Origin of the sequence: Fictibacillus nanhaiensis, assembly GCF_049537595.1 — a bacterium.
GTDB classification, from domain to species: Bacteria; Bacillota; Bacilli; order Bacillales; family Fictibacillaceae; genus Fictibacillus; species Fictibacillus nanhaiensis_F.
Genome location: NZ_JBMULM010000001.1, coordinates 2,104,464 through 2,121,602 on the forward strand (window position 1 = coordinate 2,104,464; position 17,139 = coordinate 2,121,602).

At 37.6% G+C, this 17,139-nt stretch carries 20 protein-coding genes; 9 read left to right on the top strand and 11 right to left on the bottom strand.

What is annotated here, in order from left to right:
- Window positions 1-53 precede the first annotated feature (53 nt).
- On the top strand, window positions 54-425 hold the full coding sequence (locus ACOZ9X_RS10630; protein ID WP_205725966.1) for a hypothetical protein: 372 nt from the start codon (window positions 54-56) through the stop codon (window positions 423-425).
- Window positions 426-569: 144 nt separating this feature from the next.
- Here ACOZ9X_RS10630 and fabI read toward each other — a convergent pair whose 3' ends face one another.
- From fabI to ACOZ9X_RS10645, 3 genes are all read right to left on the bottom strand, one after another.
- Window positions 570-1,349, bottom strand: coding sequence for an enoyl-ACP reductase FabI (gene fabI, locus ACOZ9X_RS10635; RefSeq protein ID WP_423418094.1), 780 nt, complete (start codon window positions 1,347-1,349; stop codon window positions 570-572).
- Window positions 1,350-1,450: 101 nt separating this feature from the next.
- Entirely contained in the window at window positions 1,451-1,597 is a 147-nt protein-coding gene (locus tag ACOZ9X_RS10640; protein WP_423418095.1) for a hypothetical protein, read from the bottom strand.
- Window positions 1,598-1,719: 122 nt separating this feature from the next.
- Complete coding sequence (locus ACOZ9X_RS10645) at window positions 1,720-3,561, bottom strand: monovalent cation:proton antiporter family protein (protein ID WP_423418096.1); 1,842 nt, start codon at window positions 3,559-3,561, stop codon at window positions 1,720-1,722.
- A 150-nt stretch (window positions 3,562-3,711) separates the two neighbouring features.
- Between ACOZ9X_RS10645 and ACOZ9X_RS10650 the strand changes: the two genes are divergently transcribed.
- Both ACOZ9X_RS10650 and prpE read left to right on the top strand, forming a co-directional pair.
- Window positions 3,712-4,869, top strand: coding sequence for an FtsW/RodA/SpoVE family cell cycle protein (locus ACOZ9X_RS10650; protein WP_137789844.1), 1,158 nt, complete (start codon window positions 3,712-3,714; stop codon window positions 4,867-4,869).
- Window positions 4,870-4,936: 67 nt separating this feature from the next.
- Window positions 4,937-5,677, top strand: coding sequence for a bis(5'-nucleosyl)-tetraphosphatase PrpE (gene prpE, locus ACOZ9X_RS10655; protein ID WP_423418097.1), 741 nt, complete (start codon window positions 4,937-4,939; stop codon window positions 5,675-5,677).
- Between the two features lie 51 nt (window positions 5,678-5,728).
- On the opposite strand, the gene ACOZ9X_RS10660 is transcribed toward prpE, so the two are convergent.
- The 4 genes from ACOZ9X_RS10660 to ACOZ9X_RS10675 are packed head-to-tail and all read right to left on the bottom strand — an operon-like array spanning window position 5,729 to window position 8,481.
- Window positions 5,729-6,628, bottom strand: a complete 900-nt coding sequence (locus ACOZ9X_RS10660; protein WP_423418098.1) for an RluA family pseudouridine synthase — start codon at window positions 6,626-6,628, stop codon at window positions 5,729-5,731.
- Window position 6,629: 1 nt separating this feature from the next.
- The gene (locus ACOZ9X_RS10665; protein WP_144701110.1) at window positions 6,630-7,424 is read right to left on the bottom strand and encodes an NAD kinase; all 795 of its coding nucleotides are present in this window, start codon (window positions 7,422-7,424) and stop codon (window positions 6,630-6,632) included.
- A 14-nt stretch (window positions 7,425-7,438) separates the two neighbouring features.
- Entirely contained in the window at window positions 7,439-8,086 is a 648-nt protein-coding gene (locus tag ACOZ9X_RS10670; RefSeq protein ID WP_318243548.1) for a GTP pyrophosphokinase family protein, read from the bottom strand.
- Complete coding sequence (locus ACOZ9X_RS10675; RefSeq protein WP_423418099.1) at window positions 8,083-8,481, bottom strand: hypothetical protein; 399 nt, start codon at window positions 8,479-8,481, stop codon at window positions 8,083-8,085. Before ACOZ9X_RS10675 ends, ACOZ9X_RS10670 begins: the two co-directional genes overlap by 4 nt.
- A 126-nt stretch (window positions 8,482-8,607) precedes the next feature.
- Here ACOZ9X_RS10675 and ACOZ9X_RS10680 point away from each other — a divergent pair, with 126 nt between their 5' ends.
- From ACOZ9X_RS10680 to ACOZ9X_RS10700, 5 genes are all read left to right on the top strand, one after another.
- Complete coding sequence (locus ACOZ9X_RS10680) at window positions 8,608-9,189, top strand: CYTH domain-containing protein (protein ID WP_423418100.1); 582 nt, start codon at window positions 8,608-8,610, stop codon at window positions 9,187-9,189.
- Window positions 9,190-9,231: 42 nt separating this feature from the next.
- Entirely contained in the window at window positions 9,232-9,903 is a 672-nt protein-coding gene (locus tag ACOZ9X_RS10685) for a lytic transglycosylase domain-containing protein (RefSeq protein WP_423418101.1), read from the top strand.
- Between the two features lie 166 nt (window positions 9,904-10,069).
- Window positions 10,070-10,483 carry a globin gene (locus tag ACOZ9X_RS10690; RefSeq protein WP_423418102.1) on the top strand — a complete coding sequence of 138 codons (414 nt, stop codon included), beginning with the start codon at window positions 10,070-10,072 and terminating at the stop codon, window positions 10,481-10,483.
- Entirely contained in the window at window positions 10,467-11,369 is a 903-nt protein-coding gene (locus ACOZ9X_RS10695) for a ClpXP adapter SpxH family protein (RefSeq protein ID WP_423418103.1), read from the top strand. Before ACOZ9X_RS10690 ends, ACOZ9X_RS10695 begins: the two co-directional genes overlap by 17 nt.
- Before the next feature lie 112 nt (window positions 11,370-11,481).
- Window positions 11,482-11,658 (top strand): hypothetical protein, encoded by a 177-nt coding sequence (locus tag ACOZ9X_RS10700; protein ID WP_423418104.1) that lies wholly within the window; start codon window positions 11,482-11,484, stop codon window positions 11,656-11,658.
- 49 nt (window positions 11,659-11,707) lie between these two features.
- On the opposite strand, the gene pepF is transcribed toward ACOZ9X_RS10700, so the two are convergent.
- The 3 genes from pepF to mecA all read right to left on the bottom strand — a co-directional run bounded on the left by pepF (window position 11,708) and on the right by mecA (window position 15,620).
- Window positions 11,708-13,525, bottom strand: coding sequence for an oligoendopeptidase F (gene pepF, locus ACOZ9X_RS10705; protein ID WP_423418105.1), 1,818 nt, complete (start codon window positions 13,523-13,525; stop codon window positions 11,708-11,710).
- A gap of 96 nt (window positions 13,526-13,621) precedes the next feature.
- A complete protein-coding gene (locus ACOZ9X_RS10710) occupies window positions 13,622-14,794 on the bottom strand; it encodes a competence protein CoiA (RefSeq protein ID WP_423418106.1) in 1,173 nt (390 codons plus the stop codon).
- Between the two features lie 157 nt (window positions 14,795-14,951).
- Window positions 14,952-15,620 (bottom strand): adaptor protein MecA, encoded by a 669-nt coding sequence (mecA, locus tag ACOZ9X_RS10715; RefSeq protein WP_137789854.1) that lies wholly within the window; start codon window positions 15,618-15,620, stop codon window positions 14,952-14,954.
- Between the two features lie 325 nt (window positions 15,621-15,945).
- Between mecA and ACOZ9X_RS10720 the strand changes: the two genes are divergently transcribed.
- Entirely contained in the window at window positions 15,946-16,614 is a 669-nt protein-coding gene (locus ACOZ9X_RS10720) for a TerC family protein (RefSeq protein WP_423418107.1), read from the top strand.
- Window positions 16,615-16,705: 91 nt separating this feature from the next.
- On the opposite strand, the gene spxA is transcribed toward ACOZ9X_RS10720, so the two are convergent.
- On the bottom strand, window positions 16,706-17,104 hold the full coding sequence (gene spxA, locus ACOZ9X_RS10725; protein ID WP_066245987.1) for a transcriptional regulator SpxA: 399 nt from the start codon (window positions 17,102-17,104) through the stop codon (window positions 16,706-16,708).
- Between the last annotated feature and the right edge of the window lie 35 nt (window positions 17,105-17,139).

The following is a 17,139-nucleotide window of genomic DNA, read 5'->3' on the forward strand; positions in this document are numbered from 1 at the left end:
CTGATAACTGAGAGAAATCAGGTACATGTATCTATTTCAAAGGAGGAAATACATTGAGTTTATTTAATAATGGCTCATGTTGTGGCAACGGCAATACAGCTGGCACAACGAAATCTAAGTGCGGTGGCTGTGTGTGTGAACTTTTAAACCAGCTTGCTAACGCTAGAATGAACGGTAACTTCTGTACAATGGGACAGCAGCAAGTAGTTCAACTTGTACTAAAAGGTGCTTCAGAACCGTTGAGCGTAGCACCAGGTCAAGCAACTGACTTTACTGTTGTAAGTTTCGACCCTGAAACTTGCTGTGCAGTCTTTTCATTCCGTCAAACTGGTAACGAAACACGCACAATCGTACTAGATTGTCGTTGCATCTGTGCAATCATTTGTGTTCCAGAACGCAATGGCGGCGCGCCAACAGCGCTGTAATCCACTTCACTCTCCACTAGGCTGAAGAGTAAAGGATACAGCCACAACAAAAAATAGGACTGATGAGAATAGGATACAGTCCGAGGCACGAAAAAAACCCCGAATCCCATTGAGAGCATTCGGGGTTTTGCCTATTCATTTTTATTAACGTGCGATTGTATTATATCCACTGTCTACATGAAGAATCTCACCTGTAATACCACGAGCCAAGTCACTCATTAAGAACAGTGCAGCATCTCCAACTTCTTCTTGCGTATTTGCTTTTCGAAGTGGTGATCTTTCTTCGATCTCTTTTAGTACAGAGTTAAAGTCTCCGATTCCTTTTGCAGCAAGAGTACGTATAGGTCCAGCTGAAATGGCGTTAACACGGATTCCGTCTTTACCCACGTCACTTGCAAGATATTTAACACTTGCGTCTAGAGAAGCTTTTGCTACTCCCATAACGTTGTAGTTAGAAACCACTCTTTCTCCACCTAAATATGTTAGCGTCACGATGCTTCCGCCTTCTGTCATAAGTGGACGAGCTTCTTTTACTACAGCAGTCAATGAATACGATGATATATTATGAGCAAGAAGGAAACCTTCACGTGTTGTGTTTAAATACTCGCCCTTTAATTCTTCTGTGTTTGCAAAAGCGATACAATGAGCAAGTCCGTGGATCACGCCAACTTCTTCTTTTAACGTAGCGAAAGTCTTTTTAATTTCTTCATCATTCGTAATATCACATGGAAGGACGATTGAATCATTTCTTCCTAAAGATTCTGCTAAATCTCGTACGTTCTTCTCTAATCTCTCTCCTGCATATGTAAATACTAGGCGGGCACCTGCATTTGAAAGAGATTGAGCAATTCCCCAAGCAATACTTCTTTTGTTTGCAACACCCATTACAACAAACGTTTTGTTTTCTAATGAAAGTTTATACATATCAAAAATCCTCCCCATCTATCTGTTCATTTTATTTATTAGTAATTGTTATTAGTACCAAGTCCTAATTAGTATAACAGAAGTAGAGAGGATTTTCACTATTAACCTTTACTAGTTTGAATATCTTTCACTTCAAAACCGCATGAATCACAGCGATAGATTACATTTTGATTCGACTGAGCGATTAAGACCTCTTGGTTTAGATCATGATCTTTTCCGCATTTTGGACAATGAACAACTGGCATCATATCATTTCAACTCCCTTTTTTTTTATCGTTACTCTTAGCATGCTCATCTTTTTAGTAATTTAGGACTTATCTTTTAACGGCAAATAAAAAACACTGACTTTAAAAGCCAGTGTTTTTTGAAATTAACCAAGTATTTGTCTCATCTGCAACACTTGTTGCTTACTGCCCGTCACAACCATCTTATCTCCTAATAATATCTCTGTGTCCCCATGCGGAACGATCGATTCTTTCCCTCGGTAGATTCGAACGATAATGCTATCACCAAGAAAAGGAAAGTTTCTTAAAGCTGTTCTGTGATAAGCACTATTTTCTACGAGAATTTCATTCAGACTATTATCAGAGGTTGTAAGGATATCCACTACTGATGGATTCTCGATTAAAGCTTTTAACAATACTTGAGAAGAAAAGTATACAGAATACACTTCAATCCCTTTGTCTTTGAGCGCATCCCTCTTTAGTGGATTCTCTATACGAGCGACAACTCGTTCCACACCTTCGTCTTTTGCGATCAAAGCAAGGCTTTCATTCGTCTCATCGCTTCCAGTTGCCAATACAATTATATCTGTATCAAAAACATTCTCCTGAACCAACGTTGAAGTTTCGTAATCATCCAGTTCTTGAATTTTAAAGCTATCCAATTGTTTCTGGTCTTTTTCTTCTTGCTTCGTGTGATACAGACGATATTCAAACCGTGATTGATCGAGCTCAGTCGTTAATGGTAGTGTAAATTGATTCGCTCCAACAAATACAAGCTGTTCTTTCCCAACTTCTTCTTCCTCTTTTTTAGGAAACAGCTTCTTAAAGAATATTGGTGTAATGATGGCGCTAATAACAGCAGTTAAGATTAATGCTGATGATGTACGAGCATCTATAACATTGATTCGTTCCCCGATCTTTGCTGCTGCAATCACCAATGAAAGTGTAGAGGTCAATAAGAACCCTGCAGCCGTTACCGTTTTCCAGTCATACCATTTTCGAAGATACAAAATAGGTAAAAACTTAGAAATAAGCAATGCGATCAATAATAACGGGATGAGCGCTAATGCTTTAGGATCCGCAAATATGGAGCGAATGTCGAGCTCAACCCCTACCATGACGAAGAAGATGGGAATTAAAAATCCATATCCGAAAGAATCGAGTTTGTGAACAAGCTGTTTATTCGGCGAAAGAAGAGAAACGAGAACGCCAGCTAAGAAAGCTCCTAGTATGTTTTCAGCCCCTACAGACTCAGACAGTCCGACCAAGACGATAATTAATGTGAAAACAGCTCTAGTATCTAACTGTATCGTTCCTTTAGACATCGTATCTAAAAACGAACGATTCCTCATTTGTTTTCCGATGAAATATAAAAGTATACCCACTGCAAACAGAATAAGTAGCAACCACATTCTGCTCGGATCTCCTGATTCCATAGAAACAAAGAGAGCGAGGAGGATCATCGTTACTAGATCTGCAATAACTGCAACCAGTAAGATGATCTGACCAATCGTTGTCTTAGATAGCTTCTCTTCTTTTAATGTCGGTACGACTACTCCTAGGGATATGGTCGAGATCACTAGCGTCATAAAGAACGCACTCTCTGTAAATCCACCCCAGACAAATAGAAGAGATAATCCATACGACAGGATAAGTATGAAGAGAAAGATGATACTCGAAACAACAAGTCGATTCGGTTCTTTCTTTTCTTTCTTTTTCTTAGAATTAGATTCACCTGCAAAGATACTAAAATCAATTTCAAGACCACTTAAGAACATTAAGAAAATAAAGCCGAGTACGGATAAGATCTCCAGCCATGCGTCAGAATGAACGACATCAAATCCGCTCTTTCCTAGAATAATTCCTACAATAATTTCAGCTACGACTACAGGTATAACACGCAACCGAAATTTGTTTAGCAGAATAGGAACAAAAAATGCTGTAAGAATGACTAATATTAATGAAGTAAACGATGCATGTTCTTCCATAAAACCTCCGTCGTTTCTTTAGATTATTGGTTTACTATAGTAAAGCAGAAAAAGAAATGTCAAACGATTATGCTCAAAATGATTTGCAAACCCACTGATTTTAGGTAAGATAATACATGTTATTGTTTTTCTTTTAAGGAGTCGATCCACATGCAAAATAACCACAAGTCACCATGGCAGCAACTCGATTACAATCTTTTGTTTCTATTGTTCTTAATGGTCATCACGAGCTGTGTTGCCATCTATAGCGCGCAGATGATGGATCAATACGGCAGCAACTTCGTCATAAAGCAACTCGTTTGGTACTTTATCGGTGGAATCGCTGTAGTCGGAGTTATGGTATTAGATTTCGATCAGTTTAGAAAATTATCTTGGTACGTATATGGGTTCGGTATCCTATTACTGCTTGGCATTCTAGTCGCTCCTGAGAGCATCGTTCCAAATATCAATGGTGCGCAGAGCTGGTACAGATTTGGTCCTTTCGCATTACAGCCTTCAGAGCTTGTAAAAGTGGCACTCGTTATTGCGATCGCCAACACAATTGCTACTCATAATGAAAAGTATATTGTCCGCTCTTTGCATGAAGACCTTTTATTGCTAGGAAAAATTGCTCTAATCGCTGGTTTTCCTACACTTTTAGTTCTTATGCAGCCTGACTTAGGTACGAGTCTTGTATTTATGGCGATCACCGGTAGTCTTTTACTCGTATCAGGAATCAGATGGAGAATTATTGTTATCCTTATTCTTTCCTTTATCTTGTTCATATCAATCCTAGTTTGGATATATTTTACCTTTCCACAATTTTTCGTGGATCATATTCTTGATCAATATCAGCTTAATCGTTTCTACGCTTGGCTTGAACCTTATGAACACAAAGATGCAGGATATCATACAAGAAACGCACTACTTGCGATCGGCAGTGGAATGCTTTTCGGTAAAGGCTTTACAGAAGGTTCAGTTTATCTGCCAGAAGCTCAGACTGATTTTATCTTTTCCATAATTGGTGAAGAGTTTGGTTTCTTCGGAACAAGTATTGTGATCTCCCTATTCTTCTTGATGGTTTACAGAATGATTAATACGGCTCTTGAGAGTAATGAAGCTTTTGGAAGTTATTTATGTGCAGGCGTAATTGGCATGCTAACTTTCCAGGTTTTCCAGAATATTGGTATGAACATTCAAGTAATGCCGATCACAGGTATCCCCCTACCGTTTATCAGTTACGGAGGAAGCTCGATTCTCGCTTATATGATAGCCTTTGGTCTCGTTCTAAACGTTCGGTCGAGGACCACTAAATATATGTTTGAATAGCACCTGATATTTATCAGGTGTTTTTCTTTAGTCTTTGAAGTATCCTAATGATTGTGAGGTGATAGATGTGAAATTTGATATTGTCGGTGATATTCATGGATGTTTTACAGAATACAAAGAGCTATTAACGAGGCTAGGATATGAATGGACTAACAACCTTCCTGTACATAAAGACAACCGAAAACTCGTATTTTTAGGTGACTTGATGGATCGAGGCCCTGAATCAATAAAAGTAATGGAACATGTCTATGAACTAGTACAAAATAATCTAGCCCTATACTCACCAGGTAATCATTGCAACAAATTGTATCGATATTTTTTAGGCCGTAACGTTCAGATTCAGCATGGACTTGAGACAACAGTTGCAGAACTAAAGGCGCTCTCACCTGCTGAAAGACAAAGTGTCAGAGACCATTTCTGTATCCTTTATGAAAACGCTCCACTTTATCTGCATCTCGATCACGGTAAGTTAGTCGTTGCTCATGCTGGCATTCGAGAAGATTATGTTGGGCAATTCCATAATAAAGTGAAAACTTTTGTCTTATATGGAGACATTACGGGGAAGTCAAATCCTGATGGAACCCCTGTACGAAGAGATTGGGCAAAAAAACACTCTGGAAAAATCACCATCGTTTATGGACATACCCCAGTCGAAGAAGTGCGTCATGTTCAAAACACTTGGAACATTGATACGGGATGCGTTTTCGGTGGTAAGTTAAGCGCGCTTCGATATCCTGAAATGGAGACAGTAAGTGTCCCGTCAACTATGCCCTATGTTCCTGAAAAATTCCGGTCATTCTCCGATTAAAAAAGAGGAGTGTTCTGCCTTTAAGCAGCACTCCTTTTTTTTGTATGAGCGTTAACGATGTCTCCAAAGAATTTTCATATCTTCAGGTAAATCAGCAACTAACATGATGTGTTTCTCTGTAAAAGGATGAATGAACGAAGTTTTCTCACTATGCAAAGCCTGACGCCGAATCCGTTCTAATTTACCTCCATACATGTCATCCCCAAGTAAAGGGTGGCCGATTGAAGACATATGTACTCTAATCTGATGAGTTCTCCCTGTTTCTAAACGTAAGGAGACAACCGTGAAGTTTGTTTCTTCCACATAATCAATCTTTTCGTAATGAGTGATAGAGTGCTGGCCATCTTCATTTACCATTCTTTCAATAATACTCTCTGGATTTCTTGCGATTGGACGATCAATAGTACCCCTTTCATCCTTCAATTCACCATGAACAAAAGCAATATATTCTCTCTTAATGACTTTATCTTTTTGTTGTTTTGACATGAGTGAATGTGCGAATCGATGTTTCGCTATCAACACAATCCCTGAAGTATCCTTATCCAATCGATTTACCGCATGAAATGTGCCCGGAATATCATGTTGATGATAATAAAATAAAACAGCCGAAGCAAGAGATCCATTCGGCTGATAAAGCGAAGGGATGGTTGGCATACCAGCAGGTTTATGAACTGCAATAAAATGTTGATCTTCATAAATAATATCTAAAGGGATATTCTCTGCTTCCATTGAGGAGCTCTTCGTTTCTGGAGGAAACCATACAGTGACCTCGTCACCACCATGAAGTTGTGTCCTTACAGTTACTTCTTTTTTGTTCACAAAAAGAGCGCCGCCGTGAAACTTAATATCGGTCAGCGCTGCTTTAGAAATCTGTTTCTTTTTTAAATACTCCCTTAAAAGAACGGGAGCTTCTTCATTTTGTACATGCCATGTAATTGTAAATGTATTCATATTAATCTCCGACGAACGATTCTTTAACTCTTTTCCAGAATGGAAAAGGACGAAAGCGAGCAAAACGAATCTTTTCTTCAGCTACTCGATATTGTATGGACTTTACTTTTTTCTGAACTAAGAACCGATGGTCGATCGTTATATGGAAATCTACATCGTTTACGGGTTTTAGTATACACGTATGATGCTGTGGCAGAACGAGCGGTGAACCTATCGTTCGGAAAACTCGATTGTTTATAGAAGCCATTTCTGATAATTGTATGGATGCAAGGGACGGGTGGATGATCGCTCCACCGAGTGCTTTATTATACGCTGTACTCCCTGAAGGAGTTGAAATACAAAGGCCGTCACCTCTGAATGTTTCAAATTTTTCTCCTTTGATCTCAACATCCATGACAAGAGAGCCTTCCACACTTTTAACCGTACATTCATTAACAGCGAGATATCTCTTCTCATCTAACCCATCAATATACCTTACAGTAACTTCGAGTAAAGGATATTCAACAATCTGAAAAGGTGTTTTTGCAATATGTATAACAAGCTTTTCCACCTCTTCAGGTAACCAGTCTGCAAAAAAACCAAGGTGACCGGTATGGACACCAACAAAAGCGGTCTTGTCGATGCGATGTACATAATGATGGAACGCATGAAGCAATGTTCCATCACCACCAACTGTTATCACAATCTCAGGCTCTTCTTCTTCATAAACCAATTCAAATTCTTCAAGATATGCCCGAATTTTTTCTGTTAAGATATTGGATTTATTATCTCCTTTTGATACGATGGCAAATTTCATTCTCTCTCCATCCTTTATGATCCTAAATTAGTTTCATTGGATTTATCATTGCGTTCCAAAAACACAAGCTGAGCTTCTTGAATTTCCCCTTTGATCTGAGACATCTCTTCGTCTAATCTGTTTGCAGCTTCTGCCGCTCTCTGTAACCTTTGACGAATATCTTCAGGAATTTGTCCTTGATACTTATAGTTCATAGAGTGTTCGATCGTAGCCCAAAAATTCATAGCTAGTGTTCGGACTTGAACTTCTACAAGAATCTTCTTTTCTCCATCTAATACTTGAACGGGATACTCGATAACAATATGGTACGAACGATAACCACTTGGTTTTTTATGTGTTATATAGTCTCGTTCTTCAACAATCGTAAAATCATTGCGCTGCCTGAGAAGATTAATTACTGTCTTTATATCATCAGTAAACTGACACATGATTCGAAGTCCCGCTAAGTCTTGAATTTCCGTTTCTAAATGTTGATCGGGAATGTTCTTTTGATAAGCCTTGTTCACGATTGACTTGATGGGTTTCACTCTTCCAGTAACAAACTCAATCGGACAATGCCTATTTGACTTTTCAAATTGCTCACGCATTCCTCTGAACTTAATCTTAAGCTCATCAACAGCTTGCTTGTACGGAATTAATAGCGCTTCCCAGTCCATGCTCATTGGGCTTTTTCCTCTGTTCCAAAAATCTTGATCACTTCATCTTCCATCTGTTGCCCATAGTTAGCATTTCCTTGTATGTTGTCTGTTAAGAAGTCCATTTCTCTAGAGAAAGCAGTAAGTTCAAGCTCTTCTCTTTTGTCATTTTGAACAGCGAAAACGGCATCTTTTTGAAGAGCACTCTTCACTTCGTTCCAATGATTATGATTAATTGAGATATAAATGAATCCATCTTCATCCTCAAGAACATAGATGAATGCTAACCCATCAGAATCGACCAGCATTCTTTCGCTGTCTTTCCAGTCAGAAATTCCTGTGTTTTCTTCACTCTCAATAAGCAAAACGAGCTTATTTTCTTTCCATGCAGTTGACTGCACATTCAATCGTCGTGGCATCATGTTAACAACCTCCTGTTTCTTCTTTTTTAGTGTAACACAAAATAGGAGTTTAATAAGAAATTGAGATGCAGGAATCGCTATGAGATAATAAGTTTACTCAAGTATAGCTACAGGGGGATAAACCAAGTGTCTCAAGAAATTGAAATTGAATTTAAGAATTTGTTATCACACCTTGAATTTTTAAAACTTATCGACGAGTTTGATGTGAAGCAAGAAGCTTTTCACAAACAGACCAACTATTATTTTGATACCCAACAATTTGACCTTAAACACCACAGAAGTGCTTTGCGTGTTCGAACAAAAAATAACGAATATACACTCACGTTAAAACAGACATTAGATAAACATATTCTTGAAACCCATCAAACTGTCTCTAAGGATATTTTTAAAGGTTTATTAAAAGGGAAACCATTGCCTTCAGGAGAGGTATCTGATCAGATACAAAAAATGAATATTGATGTGAAGAAAATTACATATTTAGGAGAACTCACAACATTTCGTGCTGAGTTTCCTTACAAAGATGGCCTTCTTGTTTTAGATGAAAATCATTATTTAGGTAAAATCGACTATGAAATTGAATACGAATCTGCCGATTATACAAGTGGACTAAATAAATTTAATGATCTGCTAACGATTAAACAGATCCCTGTTAGAGATACAGACAGCAAAATTGCTCGTTTCTTTAACGAAAGCCTTAGAAATAAGTAAACTGATCATTTTAATACGTTAATCGATTTAGGAGGATTTCTCTTGAATATTCAATCGTATAAAGCACTAATGGAAATCCAAGCACTGCAGCAGTTGAATGTAAATACTTCTTCTGTTTCAAGTATGCAAAATAACGTTTCAAGTCCTTTTGCAGCCTTGTTGCAAGAGGCCTATTCTAACGTTGGTAGTACAACCGGGTCGGAGGATGTAGCAACTTTTAACCTTAATGCTACACAAATGCTCCAACCTCTCACTGCGAATACTAGTGCACAATATTCATTACCAGCAACACCATCTGTTCCAATCACAACTGAAAAGTTAAACATTCCATCAAAAAATTTAGATACGTTGATCGAAAACACAGCTAGAAAATTTGGTGTGGATCCTAACCTCATACGTTCCGTCATCAAACACGAATCTAATTTTAAAACGACGGCAGAAAGTCATGCAGGTGCTCAAGGACTAATGCAACTGATGCCCGCGACAGCCAGATCGTTAGGAGTTACAAACCCTTTTGATCCGATACAAAACGTGGAAGCAGGAACAAAATATTTAAAGATGATGCTTGATAAATATGATGGCAATCAAAAGCTTGCTCTTGCCGCTTATAATGCGGGTCCCGGAAACGTCGCAAAATATAACGGTATTCCTCCTTTTAAGGAAACCATTTCTTACGTAAATAAAATTATGAATACGTACCAATCACTCGTATAACTCTCACATGCTGAGGGTTATTTTTATGGACTTTGTATGTTAATACAAGCCATTTTTCAAGAGACTTATGAAAATACAACTATCCTTGTCTGTTCATATTGTTTGCTTACCATTCATGAACCTTGCTACAATAAAATTACAAATTGACGCAAGGAGCTTTTGGACCATGTTTGACGAATCAAAAACACCATACGATCTATTAGGAAAAAAAGAGGGCATTGAAAAACTAGTTACGACTTTTTATAGCTTAGTTAGTCAAGACTCATTGCTTTCTTCACTTTTTCCTGATGACTTAACTGAGACTGCCTATAAACAAACTCAATTTTTGAGTCAGTTTTTTGGCGGACCGCCACTATATACTGAGGAACATGGACATCCTATGCTCAGAGCGCGTCACATGCCTTTTCCGATAACGAATTCTCACGCAAAAGCTTGGATAGCTTGCATGGAAAAGGCGATGACGATTCAAAAAATAGATCCTGATTTGCAAAACATACTGTTAAGCCGATTAAAAATGACTGCTTTTCATATGGTTAATACAGAGGATTCAGAAAGGGGCGAGAATGCTGACACTGTATAATTCCAATTCCTTTTATGACGAACAAGAGAACAATAAAAACTATGCCTGTCAAAAGCCATTGGAAATCTATTCTGTCATCGATCCGCTATGCCCAGAGTGCTGGTCATTAGAGCCTGTTCTAAAAAAATTGCAAGTTCAATACGGCCATTATTTTACATTACGCCATTTTGTAAGTGGCAGTCTTGAGTCACTCAATACGTATGTTCCTAGAAAAAAAGGTATAAACACTGCTGAACAGATTGCTGAGAAGTGGGAAAAAACAGCTTCAATTTCTGGTATGAGCTGCGATGGAGATGTATGGTTGGAAAATCCTATTTCTGCTCCTCATAAAGCAACACTTGCCATAAAAGCTGCTGAGCTGCAAGGCAAGCAACAAGGCATGAAGTTTCTAAGAAAACTTAGAGAGAACTTGTTTTTGAATAAACAAAATATCGGAAACGATGACGTCTTATTAGATATCGCCCGCTCAGTAAACTTGGACGAGGATGAATTTTTAAGTGATCTTTCATCTGAAGCAACGATTAAAGCTCTTCGTTGTGATTTGAAATTCTCCCAAGAAATGGATGTTACTCAAATCCCAACACTTATTGTTTTTAATGACAAAACAGATGACGATGGGATTAAAATTTCCGGCTGTTATTCTTATGAAGTGTATGTAGAGATTTTAAAGGAAATGTCTGAGGTTCCATTAGAGCCCTCTCCGCTTCCTGATTTAGAAGACTTTCTTTCTTCTTACTCATTTGTAGCGACAAAAGAGGTCTCAGTAGTATATCAAATCAGTTGTGAAGAAGCTGAAAAAAGATTAAAACGCCTTGTTCTGCAACAAAAAGTGGAACGTGTACCGGTAAAGTACGGGACTTTTTGGAGATACCTCCCAAACCGCTGATTTTTTTCAGCGGTTTTTTATTACGTTTATAACAAGAGCCTTTATTATTCGGACACGCATTGCATATCCTGTCCCTACATGAATAAACATGTACAAAGGGAGGGAGATTTTTATGTATTTGATTATGTTTTTGCTTAGCTTACTTTCACTTGCAGGGAGTTTTTATTTCTTTGTGCTCTCTCTGCTAAACATGGCACCAAAAATAATAGCAATACCTGGACTCTTTATCGCCGTACTACTCACAACACTCTGCTATAACTATCGATCAAAACTAAGAAGAATAGGCTAGAACAAACATAACAAAATCCTGCCCAGAAAATTGGACAGGATTTTTTTGTTTATTTCTCAAAAAGCAGTTCTTCCATCTCATCAAGAATCGATTCAAAAACTTTAAGAGCATTTTCAATTGGTTCTGGTGTAGTCATATCAACACCAGCTTTTTTCAATACTTCGATCGGATAATCAGAGCTTCCTGCTTTTAAGAAATCTAGGTAACGGTCAACAGCTGGTTTTCCTTCATCTAAGATTTGTTTCGACAAGGAAGCAGCTGCGCTAAATCCTGTAGCGTATTGATACACATAGAAATTGTAATAGAAATGAGGAATTCTAGCCCACTCTAGACCAATTTCCTTATCAATTACGAGATCTTCACCGAAATATTTAACATTAAGATCGTAATAGATTTTCGTTAACAGTTCTGGAGTTAGCGGCTCACCATTCGCGGCACGAACATGAATTTCTTGTTCGAACTCTGCGAACATCGTCTGACGGAAAACAGTGCCTCTAAATCCTTCTAAATGGTGGTTTAACAAGTACAACTTTTCCTTCTTATCAGATGTTTTCTCTAACATATAATGATTCAATAGAGCTTCATTACAAGTCGATGCGACTTCTGCAACAAAGATCGAATAATCCGCATAAGGATAAGGCTGATTCTCACGTGTGTAGTAACTATGAACAGAATGTCCGATCTCATGAGTAAGTGTGAACAAATTGTTTACGTTATCTTGCCAGTTCATAAGGATATACGGCATTGTTCCATAAGCCCCTGATGAGTAAGCACCACTTCGCTTACCAGCATTCTCATGTACATCGATCCAGCGCTTCTCATAACCTTCTTTTACGATCTGTTTATACTCTTCACCCATTGGATCCAAACTGTCTAAGACAAGCTGCTGAGCTTCCTTAAAGCTCACTTCCATCTTCGCATCTTTAACAAGTGGCGTATAAAGATCATACATATGGAGTTCATCTAGTCCTAGTGCTTTTTTACGAAGGCGAACATAACGATGCAACAAACCAAGGTTATCGTTTACGGTTTTGACTAAATTATCATAAACAGCTTCAGGAATGTTATTGTTGTTTAGTGCTGCTTCACGAGCTGAACTAAACTTTCTTGTTTTTGCAAAGAAATTATCTCGTTTAACTGTTCCAGCAAGTGTGCTCGCAAATGTATTTTTGTAAGAATCATATGTGCCATAAACAGCTTTAAAAGCATCTTCTCTAACTCTACGATCTGAGCTTTCTAAAAAGCGGATATATCGACCATGAGTAACTTCGATCTCTTCCCCGTTTTCATCTTTAACAGCTGGGAATTTAAGATCAGCATTATTCAGCATACCGAATGTGTTGCTTGACGTATTGGCTACTTCTCTAACATCCGCTAGGAGAGCTTCTTCTTCTTTAGAGAGTACATGAGGACGTTGACGATTAATCTCATCTAAAGCTTGTTTGTACAACTTCAAAGGTTCATGACTTTGTAAAAATTGAACCAATGACTCTTCAGATAAAGAAAGAATCTCTGGCACTGCAAACGACACTGTACTGCTAACTTGTGTTGCCAAGTTCGAAGCACGGTCATTCAACCCTTGGTAAAAGGAGTTCGTTGTATCTTGGTCGTATCTCATATGAGCGTATATATAAAGTTTACCAAGCTTTTTAGTTACTTCATCTTGCTTTTGGAAATACGAATAAAGGATTTCCGCAGATTCTCCAAGTTTACCTTGAAAAGATTTTAATTCAGGAAGCAAGTTTTTCGTTTCATCAAATTCTTTTTCCCATACATCGTCCGACGCATATATTGCTTCTAAATCCCACGTATCTGATACAGGGACTTCATTACGTTTTGGCAATGATTTTGTTTTAGTTTGAGACATTCATACACCTCCAGGTAGATTAAAGAGAATAGTAGGAATACTTTCTCCTTATGTATATCTACATATTACCAGAAAATGCTTATGCAAAGTCAAAAATTACGACTTTTCACTGAAAATTTCGTCTAGTTTAAACGCCTCATCCAACGTTTTTGGATAATGAACATACTGAAGCCTTCTATATGTTTTCTCTGACACCTTTTCAAGCAAATGGTGATTCACTAAAAAAGAAAGATAGTTCTCAACGGCATCTCTCCACGATTCTTTAAGATAAGGAAAATCTCGTATCTGAAGAATACGTTTTTGAATCAATCGTTGAAATTCCTGTTCGATAAAATTAGTGGAAAATAGTGAGATCGGCAACTTTTCAATCAGGAACAAGATATATGTCTGCCATAAATAAGGTGATGTTTCGATGTGATAAAAGTTATTAGTGGGAATACCCGCAATAGAGGGAAACAATGTTAGGGAATGATGATTGAAATACAAAACTTTCTTCATATACATAACAGCTGGAGATGTATTCTTAAAAGCTGTTGTTCTCCACGTGTATTTTTGCTTTTTCCAAAGAACGTTGTGATTAACGTTATGAGTTTCTAGATTCAAAAACGTTCGTGACAACCATAGGACATCACAACACTTCTTCGTTGAAAAAGCATAACCATGGGCAGCAACTTTCTTTTGTGATAGAGGAATAATATTTCTAAGCAGAAAAAACTGTTCTTTAAGAGGACAATAATAGTTGAGATATAACTGGCCATTGCTATCTTTTTTAGCTGCCGATAGATCGGAGCTTTGGATATAATAAAGATATGGTCCTTTTTGTTTGATCCGTTTCATACCAAAGATCCAGTCGGAAGCTATGTTAAGAGACTGATAACCGGATATTCTTTTTCTAAGATCTTCAGGTGTGACCGTCGCACACTGAAACTCGATGACATGCTGATTTTCTTTAAGAAACAAATCAGGACGCTGTTTCATCTCGCGGATATAATACTCCAGAATCGTTTTTTCATTTCCTATTGTAAGCCACTTATACAAGCCTTTTTTCCCGAGGAGATGATAATCTGTTTCTCCTTCATGAAGACCTTCACATTCTTCAAAAGATTGATGAGCAAAGTGCCAAGTCTTTTTTGTTCCACATTTCGGTATTACTTTATTTTGACAGACGGGACATCGTAATTTTCCTGATTTATTTTTGAGATACCATTCTTCCTTTGTTATTTCTCCAACCATATCAATGTACTGATCATCAAAAAGAGCGACTAACAATTTGTTTCACCTCCACATCCATCATGATGAACGATGATTGCAGAAACTTCACTTCGTCATTTTCTCTAGATTGTTATTGAAATGATGAATTCTTACTAAAAACTACTCAGTAAAATAAACAAAAACCGATTTCAAGGTAGCTGAAATCGGTAATATCTTATAATTTAAAATATTGTTGTACGTGATCTAATGCTGCCTCTGAAACAATAGTTTTTCCATACTCTTGTATACGGTAAACAGATAGATCAGAGTCATTTCCGTATTCCAATAGCTGGGCTAATAGATCGTCTTGTTCTCGATCGGAAGTTTCAACATTAAATGTCACATACAAATAATATTTACCCTCGAAATGAAACAGCGAATTCTCAAAAGACGAAGAATCAATCGTATGACTTAAAGAGATAACATCTTCAAAGTCACCAAAAGAAATGAGGAAGGATAAATAGTCTTCTTCTGTTTCTTCTAATTCATCAAAATCTTCTTCTACTTGAAACTGTTGATCTAATATTTGTTCAATATTCTGATCAACCGGTAAATCCAATTTATCATCGCCTATAGGAAGCTCAATCTTTTTACCGTCTTTGGACATTTGAGCACGAGTTACAATTATTTCAAGACCTTTATCCAGAGCCTGAACTTGAATCCACAGTGGACCTTCTAATGGAAACTGCTCTTGCTGATGTGCTTCGTCCATCATTTCCCAAAAGAGTTCTTCTCCTCTTTCGCGATCAGACCATATTTCTTCACGATCGAAACCGCGATCTTCAATATCTCTGTACGTAATGAAAAATTTAATGGTGAACTCATTCACTCTTTCAATTTCCATTTCTGCTTCTCTCCCTTCTCTCCGGTTTGTTCGTGAAGGGATAAATACCCCTAGAAAAAAGCAATTCTTATTTCCAATCGGTTCTCCGTCGAAAATTACATCAATCACAATTAAACCTCTTGTACCTTATTCTATGACAAAACGGAAAATATGGAAATAAAAAAGGCCTGTATAAACTGCCCTTTTTTGCACCTGTACACACGTTGAATCTTAAGCTCTCAACTTGACGGAGCAGGTCAAGCTAGACTATAATTCAAAGGTCTTTAAGGTTAACATATTGTACCATAATACAAGTGAAATTTCATTATTTACGGGGGGTTTACGTTTGGAAACAGAATTTCTGATATCATTGTTGCAGATCATTGCAATTGATATCCTTCTTGGCGGAGACAACGCTATTGTAATTGCCCTTGCCAGTAGAAACTTACCAGAAGCACAAAGAAATAAAGCCATTTTCTTAGGAACTGGACTAGCTATTGTTGTTCGTGTAGTACTAACCATTGTAGCTGTTTATTTATTAAATATTCCTTTCTTATATCTTGCAGGAGGAATTTTACTTCTAATTATTGCTTATAAGTTGATTTTAGAAGAAGATGACGAGCTTGATGTTAAAGCGGGCAAGAACCTATCTGATGCTGTAAAAACAATCGTTTTTGCAGATATTGCGATGGGACTTGATAACGTACTAGCAGTCGCTGGTGCTGCACACGGAAATATCGTGTTAGTGGTGATTGGGCTTTTAGTATCAGTTCCTATCATTATATGGGGAAGTAAGATAATATTGCACTTTATGGAAAGATTCCCGGTTTTAATTTATATTGGTGCTGGAGTACTTGCTTTCACATCAGCGGGAATGATTGTTGAAGAACGAATGATCCATTCCGTATTTGAAGGTAATGATGTTTTGAAATACGGATTATATGTCTTTTTAGTTGTAGGCGTGATTCTTGCGGGTATCTTAACGAATAACTTCAAGAAGAAACGAGCCAATTAGTCTAAAAGGAGTCCATGCGTTGTAAGTGCATGGACTTCTTTTAAAAAAGTACAATAAAAAACTTCCGCTATCTGATAGCGGAAGTTTTTCTTTATTCATTGACAAGACGCTGTGCTTCCATAAGCTGAAATGTACGTACACGTCTTGGTAAGAAACGACGAATCTCGTCTTCGTTATAACCAACTTGCAAGCGTTTTTCATCCAAAATAATAGGTCTACGTAATAATCCTGGATGGTCTGCAATCAATTGGTATAAGTCTTGCAATGGCATGGATTCGAGATTGATGTTAAGTTCCTGGAACGTTTTTGAACGAGTAGAAATAATCTCGTCTGTACCGTCCTCTGTCATTCTCAAGATTTGCTTAACTTCTTCTATTGATAAAGGTTCTGAAAAAATATTTCTTTCTTGATAAGGAATGTCATTCTCTTTTAACCATGCTTTTGCTTTACGGCATGATGTACAGCTCGGCGAAGTAAATAGTGTGACCATAGTGGAACTCTCCTTCCCCTCTCTCTGATTTAGGC

Bases quoted from the DNA above. Each gene is read 5' to 3' on its own strand.
- ACOZ9X_RS10640 (WP_423418095.1), bottom strand. From the start codon at position 1,597: ATGATGCCAGTTGTTCATTGTCCAAAATGCGGAAAAGATCATGATCTA.
- spxA (WP_066245987.1), bottom strand. From the start codon at position 17,104: ATGGTCACACTATTTACTTCGCCGAGCTGTACATCATGCCGTAAAGCA.
- pepF (WP_423418105.1), bottom strand. From the start codon at position 13,525: ATGTCTCAAACTAAAACAAAATCATTGCCAAAACGTAATGAAGTCCCT.
- mecA (WP_137789854.1), bottom strand. From the start codon at position 15,620: ATGGAAATTGAAAGAGTGAATGAGTTCACCATTAAATTTTTCATTACG.
- ACOZ9X_RS10675 (WP_423418099.1), bottom strand. From the start codon at position 8,481: ATGATGCCACGACGATTGAATGTGCAGTCAACTGCATGGAAAGAAAAT.
- ACOZ9X_RS10665 (WP_144701110.1), bottom strand. From the start codon at position 7,424: ATGAAATTTGCCATCGTATCAAAAGGAGATAATAAATCCAATATCTTA.
- ACOZ9X_RS10650 (WP_137789844.1), top strand. From the start codon at position 3,712: ATGCAAAATAACCACAAGTCACCATGGCAGCAACTCGATTACAATCTT.
- ACOZ9X_RS10645 (WP_423418096.1), bottom strand. From the start codon at position 3,561: ATGGAAGAACATGCATCGTTTACTTCATTAATATTAGTCATTCTTACA.
- ACOZ9X_RS10690 (WP_423418102.1), top strand. From the start codon at position 10,070: ATGTTTGACGAATCAAAAACACCATACGATCTATTAGGAAAAAAAGAG.
- ACOZ9X_RS10660 (WP_423418098.1), bottom strand. From the start codon at position 6,628: ATGAATACATTTACAATTACATGGCATGTACAAAATGAAGAAGCTCCC.
- ACOZ9X_RS10700 (WP_423418104.1), top strand. From the start codon at position 11,482: ATGTATTTGATTATGTTTTTGCTTAGCTTACTTTCACTTGCAGGGAGT.
- fabI (WP_423418094.1), bottom strand. From the start codon at position 1,349: ATGTATAAACTTTCATTAGAAAACAAAACGTTTGTTGTAATGGGTGTT.
- ACOZ9X_RS10670 (WP_318243548.1), bottom strand. From the start codon at position 8,086: ATGAGCATGGACTGGGAAGCGCTATTAATTCCGTACAAGCAAGCTGTT.
- ACOZ9X_RS10695 (WP_423418103.1), top strand. From the start codon at position 10,467: ATGCTGACACTGTATAATTCCAATTCCTTTTATGACGAACAAGAGAAC.